Origin of the sequence: Ignavibacterium sp. (assembly GCA_032027145.1) — a bacterium.
In the GTDB taxonomy this organism is placed as follows: domain Bacteria; phylum Bacteroidota; class Ignavibacteria; order Ignavibacteriales; family Ignavibacteriaceae; genus IGN3.
The window spans coordinates 2,063,683-2,080,408 of the sequence record JAVSMP010000001.1 but is presented as its reverse complement, the minus strand read 5'-3'; the positions used below and the strand labels follow the sequence as shown (position 1 = coordinate 2,080,408).

Sequence of the window (16,726 nt, the reverse complement as noted above, 5' to 3'; positions counted from 1 at the left end):
TATTACCCTTTTTATTTTTTCTTACCGATAATGCGATGATTTTATGATTTACCTTTTATCTAATCCATTGACTTTTGTATTAAGAATGTCATTCTCCTTTTTCAATTCTATCACATACAACGTTAGCTCCTCAATCTTCTGCAGCAGTTTTGTCTGCATTTCTCCAAGACTAACTCCGTTCTCTTCAACTTCTTTTGCTGATGGAATACCGGGAAGATGTTTATTTTCTTTTATGTAATATTCAACCTCTTCCAAAGATTTTAAATTGTAATCAGCTTCAAAAACAAAATCAGCACCTGTTGAGTTTACAACTATTTCATTTGCTCTGATCTTACCGTTTACATCAAACTTATATCCTGAACTGATCGTTGTTTTCCCCAGTGCCAACCCACCTAGTATATAAGATGTCCCGCCTGCATTTAACACTAAGTTTTTTGATAAAACAGGAGGCACAATTTCAAGATCTTTGTTATATAGGGCTAAATATCCTTGTTTTGATGGGCCATTTTCTTTTATTCCTAATTCATTGTATTCACTAATCTTAAAAATATCATCTGCAATCCCTGTATATTCAATAAAAATCTTTCCGTTCAAGTGAAGTTTCTGAGTAGGATTTGCAATACCAACTCCAACATTTCCTGTATTGCTGATACGCACAAAATTTGTATTACCATCACCACTCATAAAATTATAACCCCCGTGAGATTTAATATAAAATCCGTCCATACGCTGAATCATATAAGTCTCATAATTACTGGGGGTAGATTCACTATAGTATTTTGAAGTAAGCTGCAACCCTTCTGTCCAACTATTAGCAGCATTCTCAGTATAAATCTCCAATTTAGAATTTGGTGTCTTTCCAATTCCAAGCTTACTTGTCAATCCTAATTGAACGTATCCACTATTATTATTAATAATATTGTTACCCGATAAAGTCCATTTAGAAGTCATAGACTTCCAGCTACTGCCATTGTATCCTTCAAAATCAGAATTAGCTGAGTAAAAACGAATAGTCCCAGGCTTGGGGTCCTCGTGTGAATCAGAAAGCCGAATTCTACCATCGACTTCAAGCATCTCAATTGGTTTAACATTGTTAATCCCGACTGGTCCCATTCGATAAATGAAATTGTAGATTGTCTGAGATCCGTTCCATTGTCCAAGTTGTGCATAACCAGGAATACTAATAAACAAAGTAAGGGCAAATAAAGAAAAAATGCTTTTAAAAAAAAGGTTTTTCATTTTTAACTCCATTTTATTGTTTACGAAAATTAACTAAATAATTTTTATTAAAGTATTAATAGATAATATTTTAATAATTTGAAAAAAATAATTCTTTTAATTTAACATAGTTCTTTTTTCGGTTTTGTTGTACTTTTGATCTTTAAATTACACTTAATGATTTCTACTTTATTTCTAACTCTTATCTATTCTTATTTTTAATTTTCAATTAGCTAATCAGTGTTCAATGTTTATTCTTCCAGCGTAGATAAATTTCCCGGATCAATTCCAAGTGCTTTTGCTTTAAGTACTCTTCGCATAATTTTTCCGCTTCTTGTTTTAGGAAGCGAATCAACAATTTCGATGCTTTCAGGTTTTGCAATTGGACCAACTTCGTGACCAACGTGCTGTCTTAGTTCTTCAATAAGCTTATCAGATTTTTCAAACCCTGCTTTTAACAGAACATAGCAATGTATAGCATGCCCTTTAACACTATGGGGCAATCCAATTGCAGCAGCTTCGGCAACTGCCTGATGACTAACAAGCGCACTTTCAATTTCTGCAGTTCCTAAACGATATCCTGAAACTTTAATTACATCGTCAACTCTTCCGATAATCCAATAATATCCATCTACATCCCGCCTTGCAGAATCGCCTGTAAGATACATACCCGGGAAGCGGCTCCAGTATTGCTGTATGTACCTTTCAGGATCGTTCCAGATAGTTCTTAACATTGAGGGCCATGGATTTTTAATAACCAAATAACCTTCTTCATCATCATCGGTACGCATACCTTTTTCATCAAGAATATCTACCTGAATTCCGGGAAAAGGTTTTGTTCCTGATCCGGGTTTTAAAGGCGTGCAGGGTAATGGAGAAATCATAACAACTCCTGTTTCAGTTTGCCACCAGGTATCCATAATCGGACATCTTTCTCCGCCAACTACTTTGTGATACCATCTCCAGGCTTCAGGGTTAATCGGTTCGCCAACGCTTCCAAGTAGTCTTAAAGATGAAAGATTGTATCGTTTAACCCATGCATCACCGTATCTCATAAATCCTCTGATAGCAGTAGGAGCGGCATATAGTATATTGATTCCGTATTTTTCAATCATACTCCACCATCTGCCGGGATTAGGAAAGTTCGGTGCTCCTTCATACATAAAACAAGTTGCCCCGTTTAACAAAGGACCGTAAACAATATAACTGTGCCCTGTTACCCAACCGGGATCAGCAGCACACCAGAATCTATCTTCATCACTCAGGTCAAAAACATATTTTGTTGTTGAATATGTTCCAACCATATAACCGCCATGAGTATGCATAATCGCTTTAGGCTTTCCGGTAGTTCCTGAAGTATAAAGTAAGTAAAGAGGATCTTCTGAATCCATTATTTCAATATCACAGGAGTTTCCGGCTATCGGAGAGGACATTAAATCGTGATACCAAAAATCCCTGCCAAACTCCATATTGATTTCGTGACCAGTTCTTTTAATAACCAGAACACTTTCAACTGTTGCTGCCCGCTGCAAAGCTTCATCGGCAATCTTTTTTAACTCAACAATTTTGCCTCTTTGATAAGCTCCATCAGCTACTATCAAAACTTTTGACTGGCTGTCTTCTAATCTTTCGTGCAGTGATTCTACAGAAAAGCCTCCGTAAACAACCGAATGAATAGCACCGATTCGTGCACAGGCAAGCATAGCAGTTACAATTTCAGGAACTCTGCCCATATAAATCGTAACCCTGTCACCTTTTTTAACACCAAGACTTCTAAGTACATTTGCAAAGCGGCAGGTTTCTCTTCTTAAAGCAAAGTAAGACAAGGATCTAAAGTCACCGTTTTCTCCTTCCCACACTAAAGCAACTTTATTACGTCTGTAAGTTTCGCAGTGAACATCCAGGCAATTATAAGCGATGTTTGTCTTTCCGTTAATAAACCATTTGAAGAAAGGTTTTTTTGAATCATCGAGAACTTTATCCCATTTCCTGAACCAATGAAGCTTATTTGCTTCATTTTCCCAAAATGACAATGAATCTTTTTCAGCAGATTGATAAATACTTTCGCATTGTACTTGTGTACGATCAAGAACTTCTTTACTTGGATAAAAGACTTCACCGCTTAATTTCCTATCAGACATATAAACTCCTGAATTTTAGTTTGTGGAAAAAATCTGAAAGGAAATTAAAAGTAGTTTAGATTAGAATCAATAATAATTTGAGTTGTTTTTGCCCGCAGATAAATAAGATTATGTTTTAGAAGTAAATATTTTGTCAGACTTCAACTGTGTTTAGCCTGATAATAACGCTTACTCAATTCTCATCCACTTATTGCAGAGTTAAGAAATACCATTCAATGATTTGTTAGTAAAAAATATATCTCAACTCTGCTTTGTAAAAGTGTAAAGTTAATTCAAACCTTGTCAATATTATTAAGAAATAATTTAAAGATGGCTTTCCACAAGCTCCAGTACTTTATTTAATCTTTCCTTAGCCTGCATTTTCAGTTCATTACAAGTATTTCTCATATCAGCATTAAACTTATCATCCTTAATATCTTTAAGATTTGTAAGTACATTATAAACACCGCCAAACACTCCGGTAAAAGCACTTTGTGCACCAACTCCAACATCAGTAATAGAACTTGGGTTTCCATGCTTTGCAACTTCTTCTGCAATTTCGATTATCTGATAACTTAACTGTGCAGTTTGTAATGGAACAAGCACTGCATGTTTCAATCCATTCTGCATTGCTTCTTCACGCAATTTTTTTTCTTCAGAAGTTTTATTCGGTAAACGCTTTGCAATAATAAAATCATTGTAAGCATTTGTATCATCATCTACAGCTTTGACTAAAGCATTTTTAATTTCCTGACACTTATCCGCCGCTCCGTTAAGAATCTTATCTGTTTCGACACTGCTGCCGCGTTTGTTTGCTGTAAGATTAGCCACCATTGAAGATAATGCAGCGCCAAGTGCACCTGCTAATGCAGCAACAGAACCACCTCCGGGGGCAGGGGTTTCTCTCGAGACCTCATCAACAAAATCAGTCAGTTTCATTTCAACTAAAGCTGTATCAGGATTTTCAGGCAGCCCCAATACTCTTTCTTCAATATTAAACTCCGATACATCATTTAATCCAAGAGATTGAACTGCGGTATTAAGAATATCTTTTACCGGAACACCGATTGAGCGATGTTGTTTTCTTAAATAATATTTACCGGTTTCAAGTAAAGCCGGATAAGGAACCATCCCAACTATCTCACTTCCTGTTACACGTAAACCTCTATCGGCAGCAAGTTTTTCTGTTGCATCAAAAACATCATGCATAGAAGTAATTTTATAATTTGTTAGATTTATTGATATCTGTGCGCGATCAAATTTATTAACCATCCAGCCAATTGCTTTACAATGTTTAAACAAGCCTGGAATTTTAACGGATTGTCCTTCGGGTTTGGATGGATCAATTCCATTTAATTCCAGCAGTTCAGTCAGATCATAATTATGTGAATCTTTACAATGTTTAACAGTTTCAGAAATTGTTTTTCCTGTAAAATCGCAACTGCCGCAAGGATATTTATCTTTTTCATATTTTAATATTTTCTCACTTTTAAAATAAAACGGACCTTTGCTTCCCTCTCTTGCACTTCTTCCCTTCTCTCTGAGTTCAAAAGCAATATCAGAAGCATATTTTTCTTCACGTGTGTTCAGATTAATATTATATGCAATTAAAAACTCACGCACGCCCATTACTGTTGCGCCGGCTTTTGCATTAAATTCAGAGGGTCCATAATCAGGTTTCCATTCCGGTTTTTTTAATTTCTCTTCGAGTGCTTCATACTCTCCTTGTCTTATCTTAGCAAGATTTTCTCTTTCAGGCTTAACGGCTGATTTTTCATAAAGATAAACAGGTATATTTAACTCCTGTCCAACTCTTTTTGCAACTTCGTTGGAAAGTTCGATACACTCTTCTGTCGTTATTCCGCTTACCGGAACAAACGGGCAGACATCTGTAGCACCCATTCTTGGATGTGAACCCTTATGTTTGCTCATATCAATAAGTTCAGAAGCTTTTTTAATTGCATTAAATGCGGCTTCTTTTACACCCTTTGCATTGCCGATAAATGTTACAACAGTCCGGTTCATATCGTAGCCGGGATCAACATCAAGCAGTTTTACCCCTTCAACCTTCTCAATTTCATCAGTAATTTGTTTGATGATCTCAGGACGCTGTCCTTCAGAAAAGTTTGGAACACATTCAATTATTTGATCATTCATATTTATCCTTTAACTATTTTGCTTTGTTAAATACCGTAAATGTAATTTAATTAAACAGAAATTAAATCAGTGCCGTAAAGATAATTAAAGTATTTAATATCTGATTTTATCTATCCGGAATGAATATTTTGTTGTGAGCTACGGAATAAGACACAAGCTGTAAATATGCTAATAGTTTTTTATTAAGCTCAGAAACTATTTCCGGTTTATCCTCAGAAAGATCAATATTAGAGGAATCATTATTAAAGTATAAAGTTGGAGCTTTTTCCAAAGTATTCCCTAATCTGTATTGATCTGTAAGAATAGTATATTCGCTATGAAACTTAAAAACAACAAACCGCTTTTCCGTATCAAAAATTGATTTGCCCATTGACGAATGTTTTGTTGTAATATTAAGCATATCAATCAACGATGGAACTATATCTATCTGCGAAGCAGGTTTATCATATTTTGTTCCTGTTGAATTTTTTGGATTAAAGATGAGTAACGGAATATGAAAAGTAGATTCAAAATCTTTTCGGGTATTATATAAAGTATGATCAGCGGTTATTAAAAAGACAGTATTATCGAACCAGCTTTTTGTTTTTACATATTCAAAAAATTTCTGCAGGCTGAAATCCGAATATCTTATTGACCTTTCAAGCTCTGTTTCACCGCTGTACTTTTCAAACAAAGATTTTCTCTTATCAGGGATTCTGAACGGATCGTGTGATGAAAGTGAAAAGATAACAGAACAAAAAGGCTGATTAAACTTATCTATATTTTTAGCAGATTCAATAAAGAACGGCTCATCACAAATGCCCCACATTCCATCAGTATCATCATCATCATATTCACTCATATCTTCTTTCCCAAAATAATTATCAAATCCGGCAAGTTTTGTAAATCCATCAAAACCCATCGAACCGCTTTTTGCTCCATGATGAAATGATGTGGTATATCCTTCTCTCTTTAGTATTGATCCTAATCCTTTAATATTATTTAACTCGGCTCTTGATCCGATTATTGAAATATCAAACAATGAAGGAATTGAAGCTGTAATTGAAGGAACACTTTCTATTGATCTTTGACCGTTTGCAAAAAAGCTGGTAAACAAAATTGAGTGTTCAGCAAGGCTGTCAAAAAAAGGTGTAAAAGAATTTTTACCAGTTATACTTCCGCAAAAATTAGCAGACCAACTTTCCATTATGAATATTACAACATTCATTTTGTTTATTCCTGAATCAGCTTCGGTAATCCTTAAAAACGGAAATCCGTCATCAATAAATTTATCTTTGTCAGTTGATATCATTTTTCGTACTGTTGTTAATGCATCATCGTAATCAAGATTCTCTATAACTTTAATATTATTCTGAAAATAACTTCTGATAACAGTATATGATGTATTAAGTGCAAGATATCCAAGTTCCAGATTTTCATTTGGAAACGCATTTGCCTGCCTTAAAGGCTTTAATTGTAATCCGCCTCTTATTGCAATAATTGAACAGATTATCAGGACTATCAGGAATAATAATTCTTTAACAAATGTAGATTTCCGCGGATGCTTTATATGAAATGATTTAATAAACTTACTGCTAAAGTAAATGATTGCCGCAGCAGTTAACAAAATTATAATTGAAATAATGTAATGGGAAATAATAAGTCCGGGCAAAATGCTTATTATATCCGAAATCATAAAATACAATTCATAACTTAAACGGCGCTCCGTTATATTATAATAACCATAGTCTGAAAACGATATAATAATCATTAAAAGATTAGCTGCGACGAGTATAGTAAAAATTGTTCCTTCATAATATTTATTTCTAAAAATTTTACCCGGCAGATTTAACAGAACTAAGGGGAAGATATTAATAAAAAAGATTGAGCTGATATCGAATCTTAATCCAATCAGGAAAGCTGAGAATATTTCACTTGCCGAAAACTGACTAAACCTGTTATAATTATAAATCAAAAAACCGGTTCTTATTAAAAAATATAATAACAACAGAGAGAAAACTATTATAAGTGTTAATTTTACTTGTCTGTTAAGCTTTAATTTAAATGTCATTACCAAACCAATCTTAAATGCAGAAAATGGAAATGCTTTCTAACATTAAGCATACTTTTTATATTTGTATTGAATATTTAATTATTAACTGATGTTATTCTTCTGAAAAACCTGACTTCCCAATGATTTAATCGGTTAAATAATTTTAAAATTTTACTCGCAATTAAAATAAGAAATTCTATGGAAAGATCAGTTTACCGGATTGATAGTTCTGGTTCACTCAAAAATCTGAAATTATTAACTGAAACCCTTTCACAACCTGCACCGGACGAAGTTACTGTTGAAGTTAAAGCTATTGGTTTAAATTTTGCCGACGTATTTGCTATTCAAGGTCTGTATTCTGCAACTCCAAAAGGAAGTTTTATCCCGGGTTTAGAGTATTCGGGTATAATAATTAATAAAGGTAAAGATGTTACTGAATTTGAACCTGGTGATAAGATAATGGGTGTAATCAGATTTGGTGCATACGCAACACATCTTAATATTAATAAGAACTATGTAACTCCGTTACCTTCAAACTGGAGCTTTGAAGAAGGAGCTTCATTTATAGTTCATTCTTTAACAGCTTATTACTCTCTTGTTATTTTAGGAAATATCCAGACTGATTCGACAGTGTTGATTAATTCGGCTGCCGGCGGAGTAGGAATTTATGCTAACAGAATTGCAAAGAAGTTTAATGCTTTTACAATCGGCACTGTAGGTAATTCGAACAAAACTGACTTACTGATAAAAGAAGGCTACGACAAAGTTATAGTCCGCAATAGTAATTTCAGTCAACAACTGAAAGAAAGTATTAATAACAGAAATCTTGATCTTGTTCTTGAGAGCATTGGCGGTAAGATTTTTTCACAAAGTTTTAAGCAAGTAAGTGCAGGCGGAAGAGTAATTGTTTATGGTGCAGCACATTTTTCAACCGGAAGTTTTTCACCCAATTACCTGAAAGTTATTGGCAAATATTTTATGCGTCCTAAAATTGATCCGCTAAAGCTTACTGACAGTAATAAAAGTGTGATGGGTTTTAATCTTATCTATTTATGGAGTAAAGCTGAAATTCTGAAAAAATATTTATCTGAAATTCAAAATTTATCCTTAGCTAAACCAGTAATTGGAGAGCGGTTTAATTTTAGCAATCTGATTGATGCCATAAGAAAATTTCAATCAAGGCAGACAGTTGGCAAAGTTGTGATAAACATTAATGATGAAAAATAAAGTATAAAAATATTTTCTGCTTTCAGTCCCGCTTAATTAAATTAGCACCTTAATTTTTAATCACTATTTTAAAACGATGAAAAAAATCAGAAACATAGCAATCATTGCTCACGTTGATCATGGAAAGACCACACTTGTAGATCAGATATTAAAACAATGTTCAATCTTCAGATCAAATCAGATAGTAAGGGAAAGATTCCTCGATTCAAATGACCTCGAACGCGAAAGAGGAATTACCATACTTGCAAAAAATATAAGCATTACTTATAAAGATTATAAAATTAATGTAATTGATACACCGGGACATGCCGATTTCGGCGGAGAAGTTGAACGGGTTCTTAAAATGGCTGACGGTGTTTTACTTTTAGTTGATTCATTTGAAGGACCAATGCCGCAGACAAGATTTGTGCTTGAAAAAGCACTTTCTCTAAACCTTAAACCTATTGTGGTAATAAATAAAATAGACCGGACAGATAACCGCCCTGTAGAAGTGCTTAATGAGATATACGATTTGTTTATTGATCTTGACGCAAATGATGAGCAATTGGATTTTCCTGTTATTTATGCAAGCGGAAGAAACGGCTGGGCGATAAGAAATTTAAATGATAAACGTGAAAATTTAATTCCATTGCTCGATTCAATTATTAAAGATGTCCCCGCTCCGATAATTAAAAAAGGCAGCGTTCAAATGCAGATTACAACTTTGGACTATAATGATTATGTCGGAAGAATTGGAATAGGCAGAGTATTCAGAGGTAAGCTTAAAGATTCTGATAAACTTTCTATCATTAAACGCAGCGGAATTGTTCATCCTGTTTCGATAAAGCAGTTATTGGTTTTTGAAGGACTGCAGAGAGCAGAAACCGAGGAAGTTTTTTGCGGTGATATTTGCGCAATTGTCGGAATTGATGATGTGGATATCGGTGATACTATCACTGATTCCGAAAATCCTGAACCACTGCCCAATATTTCTATTGATGAACCAACAATAAGTATGACATTTACCGTAAACAATTCACCGTTTTATGGACGCGAAGGAAAATCCGTAACATCACGTCAGATCAGAGAAAGATTATTTAAGGAGCTTGAACATAATGTTGCCCTCAAAGTTCAGGAAACAAGTTCACCTGATTCTTTTAAAGTATCAGGCAGAGGAATTCTTCACCTTTCGGTACTTGTTGAAAATATGCGGCGCGAAGGTTTTGAACTCCAGATCCGCGAACCAAAAGTGATATACAAAGAAATTGACGGGAAAAAAGCAGAACCAATTGAAGTATTGGTAGTAGATGTGCCGGAGGAACTTTCGGGTAAAGTAATTGAACTTGTCGGTCAGCGGCGCGGCGAACTTATGAAGATGGAAAAGAAAGGTAATATGTCTAAGATTCATTTTCATATTCCTTCCCGCGGAATTATGGGATTGAGGACAAAAGTTTTAAATGCTACACAGGGTGAAGCAGTAATGCATCATCGTTTTTATCAGTATGAATTTTTCAAAGGTTCTATTAACGGTTCAAAAAATGGTGTAATTATTTCTATGGATGAAGGTCCTTCTACCGCTTATGCTATTGACAGTTTACAGGATCGTGGAAAATTTTTTATAGACCCGGGAGATGTTGTTTACAAAGGTCAAATCATAGGCGAGCATACCAAAGAAAACGATATCGAAGTAAATATTCAGCGAGGTAAAAAGCTTACAAATATGCGAGCTTCGGGCGCTGATAAAGCAATCAAGATAACCCCCGCAGTTAAGTTCTCGCTTGAAGAAGCTCTTGAATATGTAGATGATGATGAAATGGTGGAGGTTACTCCCAAATCAATCCGTTTAAGAAAACTCTATCTTGATACGAATGAAAGAAAGAGATTTAATCTCGGCAAACTCAATAAGTGATTATGTATAATAACCTGGTTAAAATTATTCTTCATTGTTGCTGGTTGCAAAACCAAAATGTAACAAGTTAAAAAACTATTAATATTTTCTTTCCGGACAAAGATGGGGTATCGTAATTTAGGTAATCACTTTACTAACTCAGTTATTTTATCTGAATTATAAATTATTACTCTTTCTGGCGTATTTGAATTTGCAGTTTCAATCATTGCCGCAGCTACAACAGAGGCTTTTATTGGTTTGTATTTTTTTAATACTGGAATAACTGAAGTAACAATTTCTGCTGCTTTTATTCCAATTGCTTCTCCAACTCTCTTTTCACTTCTTAATCCAACTAATATTGAAGGTCTGAAAATCCTAATTTTTTCAAAATCAAATTGCTGAACTTTTTCATCAAGGCTGCCTTTTAATCGCAGATAAAAATTACTTGATTTATAATTTGCACCAAGTGATGAAACCAGAAAAAATGATTTAACTCCGTTTTCAAGTGCGGCTTTGGCAGTTTCAAATTGATAAGTAAAGTCTATTTTATATTGTGTTTCTTTGCTTCCTGCTTTTTTAATTGTTGTTCCAAGTGCAGAAAAAAGCTCATCACCCGATACTTTTACTTTCCAGTCTTTCAATAAATCAAAGTTCACAATATTCTCTTCAAGTTTTGTATGCTTTATTCCCAGGCGATTGCGAACAAATACTTTAACTTTTTCATATCGCTCATCATCAAGAAGCTGCAGTGTAATAAAACTTCCGACCAAACCTGTTGCACCGATTACAATTGCGGTTTTCATTTCCCATAATCTTTTATAAAATTTTCAATTACCGGTAACAGCTAAGAAACCAGCAGTAATTAAAATTCAATTATTTTTTTATTAAAGCAGCAAGTAAGCTACTCAACTATTATCTCATCAATCATTAGCCAGGGTTTTCCATGTGCAACCGGATGCCATTTTGGTAATTGTTCATAATTCTTTGCAAAGATTTTAATATATCTTGCATAAGTATCATTTAACTGAACACTAAAATCTTTTTGAATCCAATCCGGATTTTTTAATGTAGAAGGGATTTCTACCTTCCCGGCATTCTTATATTCATATCCATCAACTGAAGTATAGAACTCAACATACAAAGGAAATACTACCAATGAAGAAGAGGCTTGAAATATTCCAAGCGATATTTGATTAAAAGTGAACGGCTTTTCTAAATCAACTATTGCTTCAAAATCAGTTCCATAATAACCCTGCCAGGTATTATCGCCGCCTCTAAAACTATCTGAACCTCTGATACCATCTGTTAAAGCTTCGATTCCGCCTGCAGAATATTTTTCGCTGTAAGGATAAGAAAGTTTAACAGGTTTTCTGTTGGCTTTATTAAAAGAAATCCCAAAAGCATAAGTTTTACCAACCTTCTTTTCACCTTTTTGTAAAAAGATATTTACCAGATTTGATCTATCTATTTCAAATTGATATTCGTTATCCGAAATTTTATTTATCATTAGTTCGCTGACGAATGAACCGATTTTAAGGTCAATATCTTTTTGTAATTGAGTTACTTTAATATCATAAACTTTTTTTGAAGGATTAAAAGTTTTAGTAATATCAAAGGGCTTTGCTTCCAAACCGTAGTTAACACCAAGTAAGTCTAATCTTTTATAATGATTCTGGACTCTTTGTCTGAAGGATTCAAAATCTCTTTCCTGCGGATAGTTCCATATTATCTCGCTAAGAGCTAACATTCTCGGAAATAACCGGTCATCAACTAATTCCTGTGGTGCATATTCTGTCCACATCAATCCTTCGCTGCCAAGAACATGTTTCCGCTCATCAAAACTCAATTCAGGCGGAACCGGATCAAAAGAATACGCCTTTTGTAAATCAGTAGTTTCAACCGGATAATCAAAATAACAGTGTGTTGTTGGCGAAACAATTACATCGTGTCCCATCTTAGCGGCTTCAATTGCGCCTTTAAGACCGCGCCAGGATTGAACAGTTGCTGCCGGTGCAAGCCCTCCTTCCAATATTTCATCCCATCCAACAATCTTTTTCCCTTTTGAGTTGATAAACTTTTCCATACGCTTTACAAAATAACTTTGTAATTCATTTTCATCTTTTAAGTTTTCATCCTTAATTCTTTGCTGACATTTCGGACAGTTTTGCCATCTTGTTTTCGGTGCTTCATCACCGCCAACATGAATATATTTACCGGGAAATAATTCAACTACTTCACTTATCACATCTTCCAAAAACTGAAATGTTTTTTCATTACCGGCACAATAAATATCAGGATAAATTCCCCAAAGAGTTCCGACATCAAATGGTCCGCCTGTGCAGGAAATTTCCGGATAGCAGGACAGTGCGGCAAGTGAATGTCCGGGCATTTCGATTTCAGGAACAACATTTATAAATCTGCTGGCAGCATATTCAACAATTTCTTTTATATCTGCCTGTGTATAGTAACCGCCGTAAACAGTGCCATCTTCATAACTTCGGTAAGCACCTTTCTTTGTTAACTCAGGATATTTTTTAATTTCAATCCTCCATGCCTGATCTTCTGTAAGATGCCAGTGTAAAGTGTTAAACTTATGATAAGCCAGAAGGTCTATATATCTTTTTATAAAATCTTTCTCCATAAAATGTCTGCAGCAATCAAGATTTAATCCGCGCCATTCAAATTCCGGTTTATCAAAAACTACCACTGCTGGTAAATTCCACTCAATACCTTCTACTCTTACTGGTGAGTTTATATAAGGATCAAAAAGCTGTCGTAATGTTTGAACGCCATAAAACAATCCGTTCAGCTCGTTTGCTTCAATCAGAACATTAAATGGATTTATTACAAGTGTATATCCTTCTTTACCATATTCATTCGTTTTACTTTTTAATGAAAGTATGATTGAATTTGTTTCCATCATACCATTCCAGATTTCAGGTTTTATATTAAATCCGGTAACCGGATTGATAACCTCTGCCAAATAATCAGCAACTCTTTTTGAATATTGATCAAAACAAATTTTTGTTTTACTACTCAGAGTAAATGAGCCTTCATTAATTACAATACTTTTGGGATTTGGAATCAGATTTATATTGTTGTCTGTCATCTGTGAAAATGTCCAATGATTTACTCCCGATACAAATACTGCCAATACAGTTATAAATAAAATTTTCATATTCACACCTATAATTTGTTTTGTAAATAGTCTGCAAATAATTGTTTAATAAATTCAAACTCTTCTAAAGTTAACGGATTATCCATACCGCTTAAATTTGATTTAACCTGATCAAGATTTCTGAAACCCGGAATTACAGCACCTGCTTGTTTATAAAATAATATGTACTGCAAAGCAGCTCTTGATAACTCCTGATTTGATGGTCCAAATTTTATTTTCAGCTGTTCAATTTTAGGTTCCAGTCTTGCAAGATTTTCTGAATAAAAGATTTTCTTTTTCGCTCTATGATCACCTTCTTCAAATTGAGGCGGATTTCGATGATGATATTTACCGAGCAGCAACCCTTGTGCAATCGGTCCAAAAGCAATAAAGGAAATATTGTGTTTATCAAGCAGTTTTCTTGTGGGTGATTCATCTGCTAAGAATCTATCATCAAGTGCACTGGCAAAACTTTGAATAACATCCGGTTTTACCTTCGGGATCAGTTTTACAAATTCTTCATGTTTGTATGCAGATTGTCCAATCAGTCTTATTTTCCCCTCTTCACGCAGCCTATACATAACTTCTACAGCATCATTAAGATACATATCGTTTTCACCAAAATTACCGTGATGAAAATAATAAATATCAATGTACTCTCTTTTAAGATTTATTAAAGACTGTTCACATTGATGGCGAATGTGTCCGGGTTCATAGGAGTGTTCTGCTGTTCCGGGAAACCATCCGACTTTAGTTGCAATAATAAAATTGTTTGATCGTTTTCCAAGTATCCGGGCAAGCATACGTTCTGCTCTGCCGTTACCATAGACATCTGCATTATCGAAATGATTTACACCGTTATCAATCGCATAATTTATCGCTTCAGATATTTCTTTTTCTTCAACATTAGCCCAGCCATTCGGAACTCCATCTACCCAGTTTAATCCGCCCATTGTCCAGCAGCCAAGACTGATTTCAGAAATACTTACATCTGAATTGCCAAGTTTTCTGTATTTAATACTTTTCTCCTTTCTTATTTAAATCAAAGATAAAAAAGAATAACTGCAATGTAAACGATATTACCAAACAGATTTTTGCAGTTTGGAAATTATCCATCTGTGTAATGAAAAATCTATCTGAGCAATAACATTTTTTTTGATTCGGCAAATGTACCTGCACGCAATTGGTAAATATAAATTCCCGTTGAAAGATTATTAGCTCTTGATTCTGAATTAAATTCAATTGTGTATTTACCGGCAGGTTTTTCTTCATTAACCAGAACAGCTATTTCGTTTCCTAAAACATCGAAAACTTTCAGTGAAACAAATTGCCTGCTGTTAATTGTATATCGTATTTGTGTTGCAGGGTTAAATGGATTAGGATAGTTTTGAGATAAAATAAAACTGTTGAGAAGTTCTGTTTCACTTTCAATGGAAACCGGATTTGATTTATTCAGGAAAACATAATTCCCGATATTCTGATCCCAGTTTGTTACTCCTATATCTATATCTTTTGAATAAACATACTCAATTATAATTTCTGCTGCTGAATCCGGCTTAGCTGCCAAACTGATCCAGCCATTTTCAAGATTATAACAGTACTCATTTAACTGTAAAGTGTCTCCTGCAACAATTATTCTGTTGATCTTTTGTATATGATTCTGGGGCAGATAAAATAATTTATTCGGACCCACATCATACATAACTTCTGAAATCAACGCATCATTATCAACATCACCACATACTATTACTTCAACAACACTCGAGCTTGTACTAACATAATCAGGAGTTGAACTGAAATTTCCATCATCATTTAAATAAATTCTGACCGGCTCCCACCAGCCGCCAGTAATTAGATCCAGATCATCATCATTATCAATATCAACAAGATTTATCCCTGAACCCATTCCTGAAAAAGATGAAGACCAAAAAGGAGTCGTTTCCAAAGTACCGTTATTATTAAGATATATTTTAAATCTGCCCGTTCCGCCAAGCTGATTGTTATCTGAAATTGCCAGATCAAGAAAACCATCATTATTAACATCACCTGCAAATAAAGAATTTGCGTATTTACTTGCATCGGCAGATTGCCAGGTTGGAGTAACGCTTATTGAATCACCATAATTTTCAAAAATATAATTCGGATTACTTTCTCCTGCACATACTAAATCAAGGTCTCCATCATTATCAAAATCAGCCCAGCATACATCATAGCTGTAAAAAGAAATCTGACTCTTCCATGAAGGAATTGATTCCAGATTTCCATTTTCATTATAAAAAATCCTTAACTGAGCAGGATTGACATAATAAGCTTCACCAGCAGCAACAGCAAGGTCGAGATCACCGTCACCATCAGCATCACCAAATGCACAACTGAAAGTATAAAATAATTCAGCTGATACCCAATCCGGATTTGAAGAAAGCGTTCCGTTATTATTCAAAAATAATTTAACTTTTCCGGGAGTTGAAAAGCCGCCTTTTCCTATATAAACCGAGACAGCTACATCAGCCCATCCATCTCCGTTTACATCACCAACCGCTAAGTGACCATGATAATCTGAATCAACTGACTGCCAATATGGTACTGAAGGAAATTTTCCTGTTCCATCATTATAATAAACAACAAGTGTTTGGATAGAAATATCGTTACCGTTTGCAACAACAAAATCCAGCCAGCCATCATTATTAATATCTGCAAATGCTCCTCCTGTAGCTACATTTGAGATATCAGCAGATATCCAATCCGGACTTTGATTAAAAGGTACCTGGGAATTAATATTAACAAATGAAAAAGAAAGAAAAAGGAGGAGAAAAAAAATTTTCATTTCTAAAACTCATTTTAGTTTATTATGAAAAATTTATTTAACTGATGTTAAATTAAGCATTTCTCTTAATTAATCTCATTTATAATAAAAAAACCCCTCAATCAGAGGGGTTAATCGGTTACTA

General features: G+C 34.4%; 10 protein-coding genes. 2 read left to right on the top strand and 8 right to left on the bottom strand.

The window, feature by feature from the left end; genetic code table 11:
• Positions 1-48: 48 nt before the first annotated feature.
• The 4 genes from ROY99_08665 to ROY99_08650 all read right to left on the bottom strand — a co-directional run bounded on the left by ROY99_08665 (position 49) and on the right by ROY99_08650 (position 7,545).
• On the bottom strand, positions 49-1,239 hold the full coding sequence (locus ROY99_08665; protein MDT3696454.1) for a hypothetical protein: 1,191 nt from the start codon (positions 1,237-1,239) through the stop codon (positions 49-51).
• Positions 1,240-1,469: 230 nt separating this feature from the next.
• Positions 1,470-3,359 carry an acetate--CoA ligase gene (acs, locus tag ROY99_08660; GenBank protein MDT3696453.1) on the bottom strand — a complete coding sequence of 630 codons (1,890 nt, stop codon included), beginning with the start codon at positions 3,357-3,359 and terminating at the stop codon, positions 1,470-1,472.
• A 303-nt stretch (positions 3,360-3,662) separates the two neighbouring features.
• Entirely contained in the window at positions 3,663-5,495 is a 1,833-nt protein-coding gene (gene ftcD, locus ROY99_08655; GenBank protein ID MDT3696452.1) for a glutamate formimidoyltransferase, read from the bottom strand.
• Positions 5,496-5,601: 106 nt separating this feature from the next.
• Positions 5,602-7,545 (bottom strand): sulfatase-like hydrolase/transferase, encoded by a 1,944-nt coding sequence (locus tag ROY99_08650; GenBank protein ID MDT3696451.1) that lies wholly within the window; start codon positions 7,543-7,545, stop codon positions 5,602-5,604.
• Between the two features lie 180 nt (positions 7,546-7,725).
• Here ROY99_08650 and ROY99_08645 point away from each other — a divergent pair, with 180 nt between their 5' ends.
• The gene (locus ROY99_08645) at positions 7,726-8,754 is read left to right on the top strand and encodes a zinc-binding dehydrogenase (GenBank protein ID MDT3696450.1); all 1,029 of its coding nucleotides are present in this window, start codon (positions 7,726-7,728) and stop codon (positions 8,752-8,754) included.
• Between the two features lie 76 nt (positions 8,755-8,830).
• Positions 8,831-10,642, top strand: coding sequence for a translational GTPase TypA (gene typA / locus ROY99_08640; protein ID MDT3696449.1), 1,812 nt, complete (start codon positions 8,831-8,833; stop codon positions 10,640-10,642).
• 125 nt (positions 10,643-10,767) lie between these two features.
• Here typA and ROY99_08635 read toward each other — a convergent pair whose 3' ends face one another.
• The 4 genes from ROY99_08635 to ROY99_08620 form a co-directional block, all read right to left on the bottom strand.
• Positions 10,768-11,424 carry an NAD(P)H-binding protein gene (locus ROY99_08635; protein ID MDT3696448.1) on the bottom strand — a complete coding sequence of 219 codons (657 nt, stop codon included), beginning with the start codon at positions 11,422-11,424 and terminating at the stop codon, positions 10,768-10,770.
• A gap of 98 nt (positions 11,425-11,522) precedes the next feature.
• Entirely contained in the window at positions 11,523-13,799 is a 2,277-nt protein-coding gene (locus tag ROY99_08630; protein MDT3696447.1) for a beta-N-acetylhexosaminidase, read from the bottom strand.
• An 8-nt stretch (positions 13,800-13,807) separates the two neighbouring features.
• On the bottom strand, positions 13,808-14,752 hold the full coding sequence (locus ROY99_08625) for an aldo/keto reductase (protein MDT3696446.1): 945 nt from the start codon (positions 14,750-14,752) through the stop codon (positions 13,808-13,810).
• 158 nt (positions 14,753-14,910) lie between these two features.
• Positions 14,911-16,602 carry an FG-GAP-like repeat-containing protein gene (locus tag ROY99_08620; GenBank protein MDT3696445.1) on the bottom strand — a complete coding sequence of 564 codons (1,692 nt, stop codon included), beginning with the start codon at positions 16,600-16,602 and terminating at the stop codon, positions 14,911-14,913.
• Positions 16,603-16,726: the final 124 nt, after the last annotated feature.

Excerpts from the sequence above, each read along its gene's own strand:
- ROY99_08665 (MDT3696454.1), bottom strand. The coding sequence starts at position 1,239 with ATGAAAAACCTTTTTTTTAAAAGCATTTTTTCTTTATTTGCCCTTACT.
- acs (MDT3696453.1), bottom strand. The coding sequence starts at position 3,359 with ATGTCTGATAGGAAATTAAGCGGTGAAGTCTTTTATCCAAGTAAAGAA.
- ftcD (MDT3696452.1), bottom strand. The coding sequence starts at position 5,495 with ATGAATGATCAAATAATTGAATGTGTTCCAAACTTTTCTGAAGGACAG.
- ROY99_08650 (MDT3696451.1), bottom strand. The coding sequence starts at position 7,545 with ATGACATTTAAATTAAAGCTTAACAGACAAGTAAAATTAACACTTATA.
- ROY99_08645 (MDT3696450.1), top strand. The coding sequence starts at position 7,726 with ATGGAAAGATCAGTTTACCGGATTGATAGTTCTGGTTCACTCAAAAAT.
- typA (MDT3696449.1), top strand. The coding sequence starts at position 8,831 with ATGAAAAAAATCAGAAACATAGCAATCATTGCTCACGTTGATCATGGA.
- ROY99_08635 (MDT3696448.1), bottom strand. The coding sequence starts at position 11,424 with ATGAAAACCGCAATTGTAATCGGTGCAACAGGTTTGGTCGGAAGTTTT.
- ROY99_08630 (MDT3696447.1), bottom strand. The coding sequence starts at position 13,799 with ATGAAAATTTTATTTATAACTGTATTGGCAGTATTTGTATCGGGAGTA.
- ROY99_08620 (MDT3696445.1), bottom strand. The coding sequence starts at position 16,602 with ATGAAAATTTTTTTTCTCCTCCTTTTTCTTTCTTTTTCATTTGTTAAT.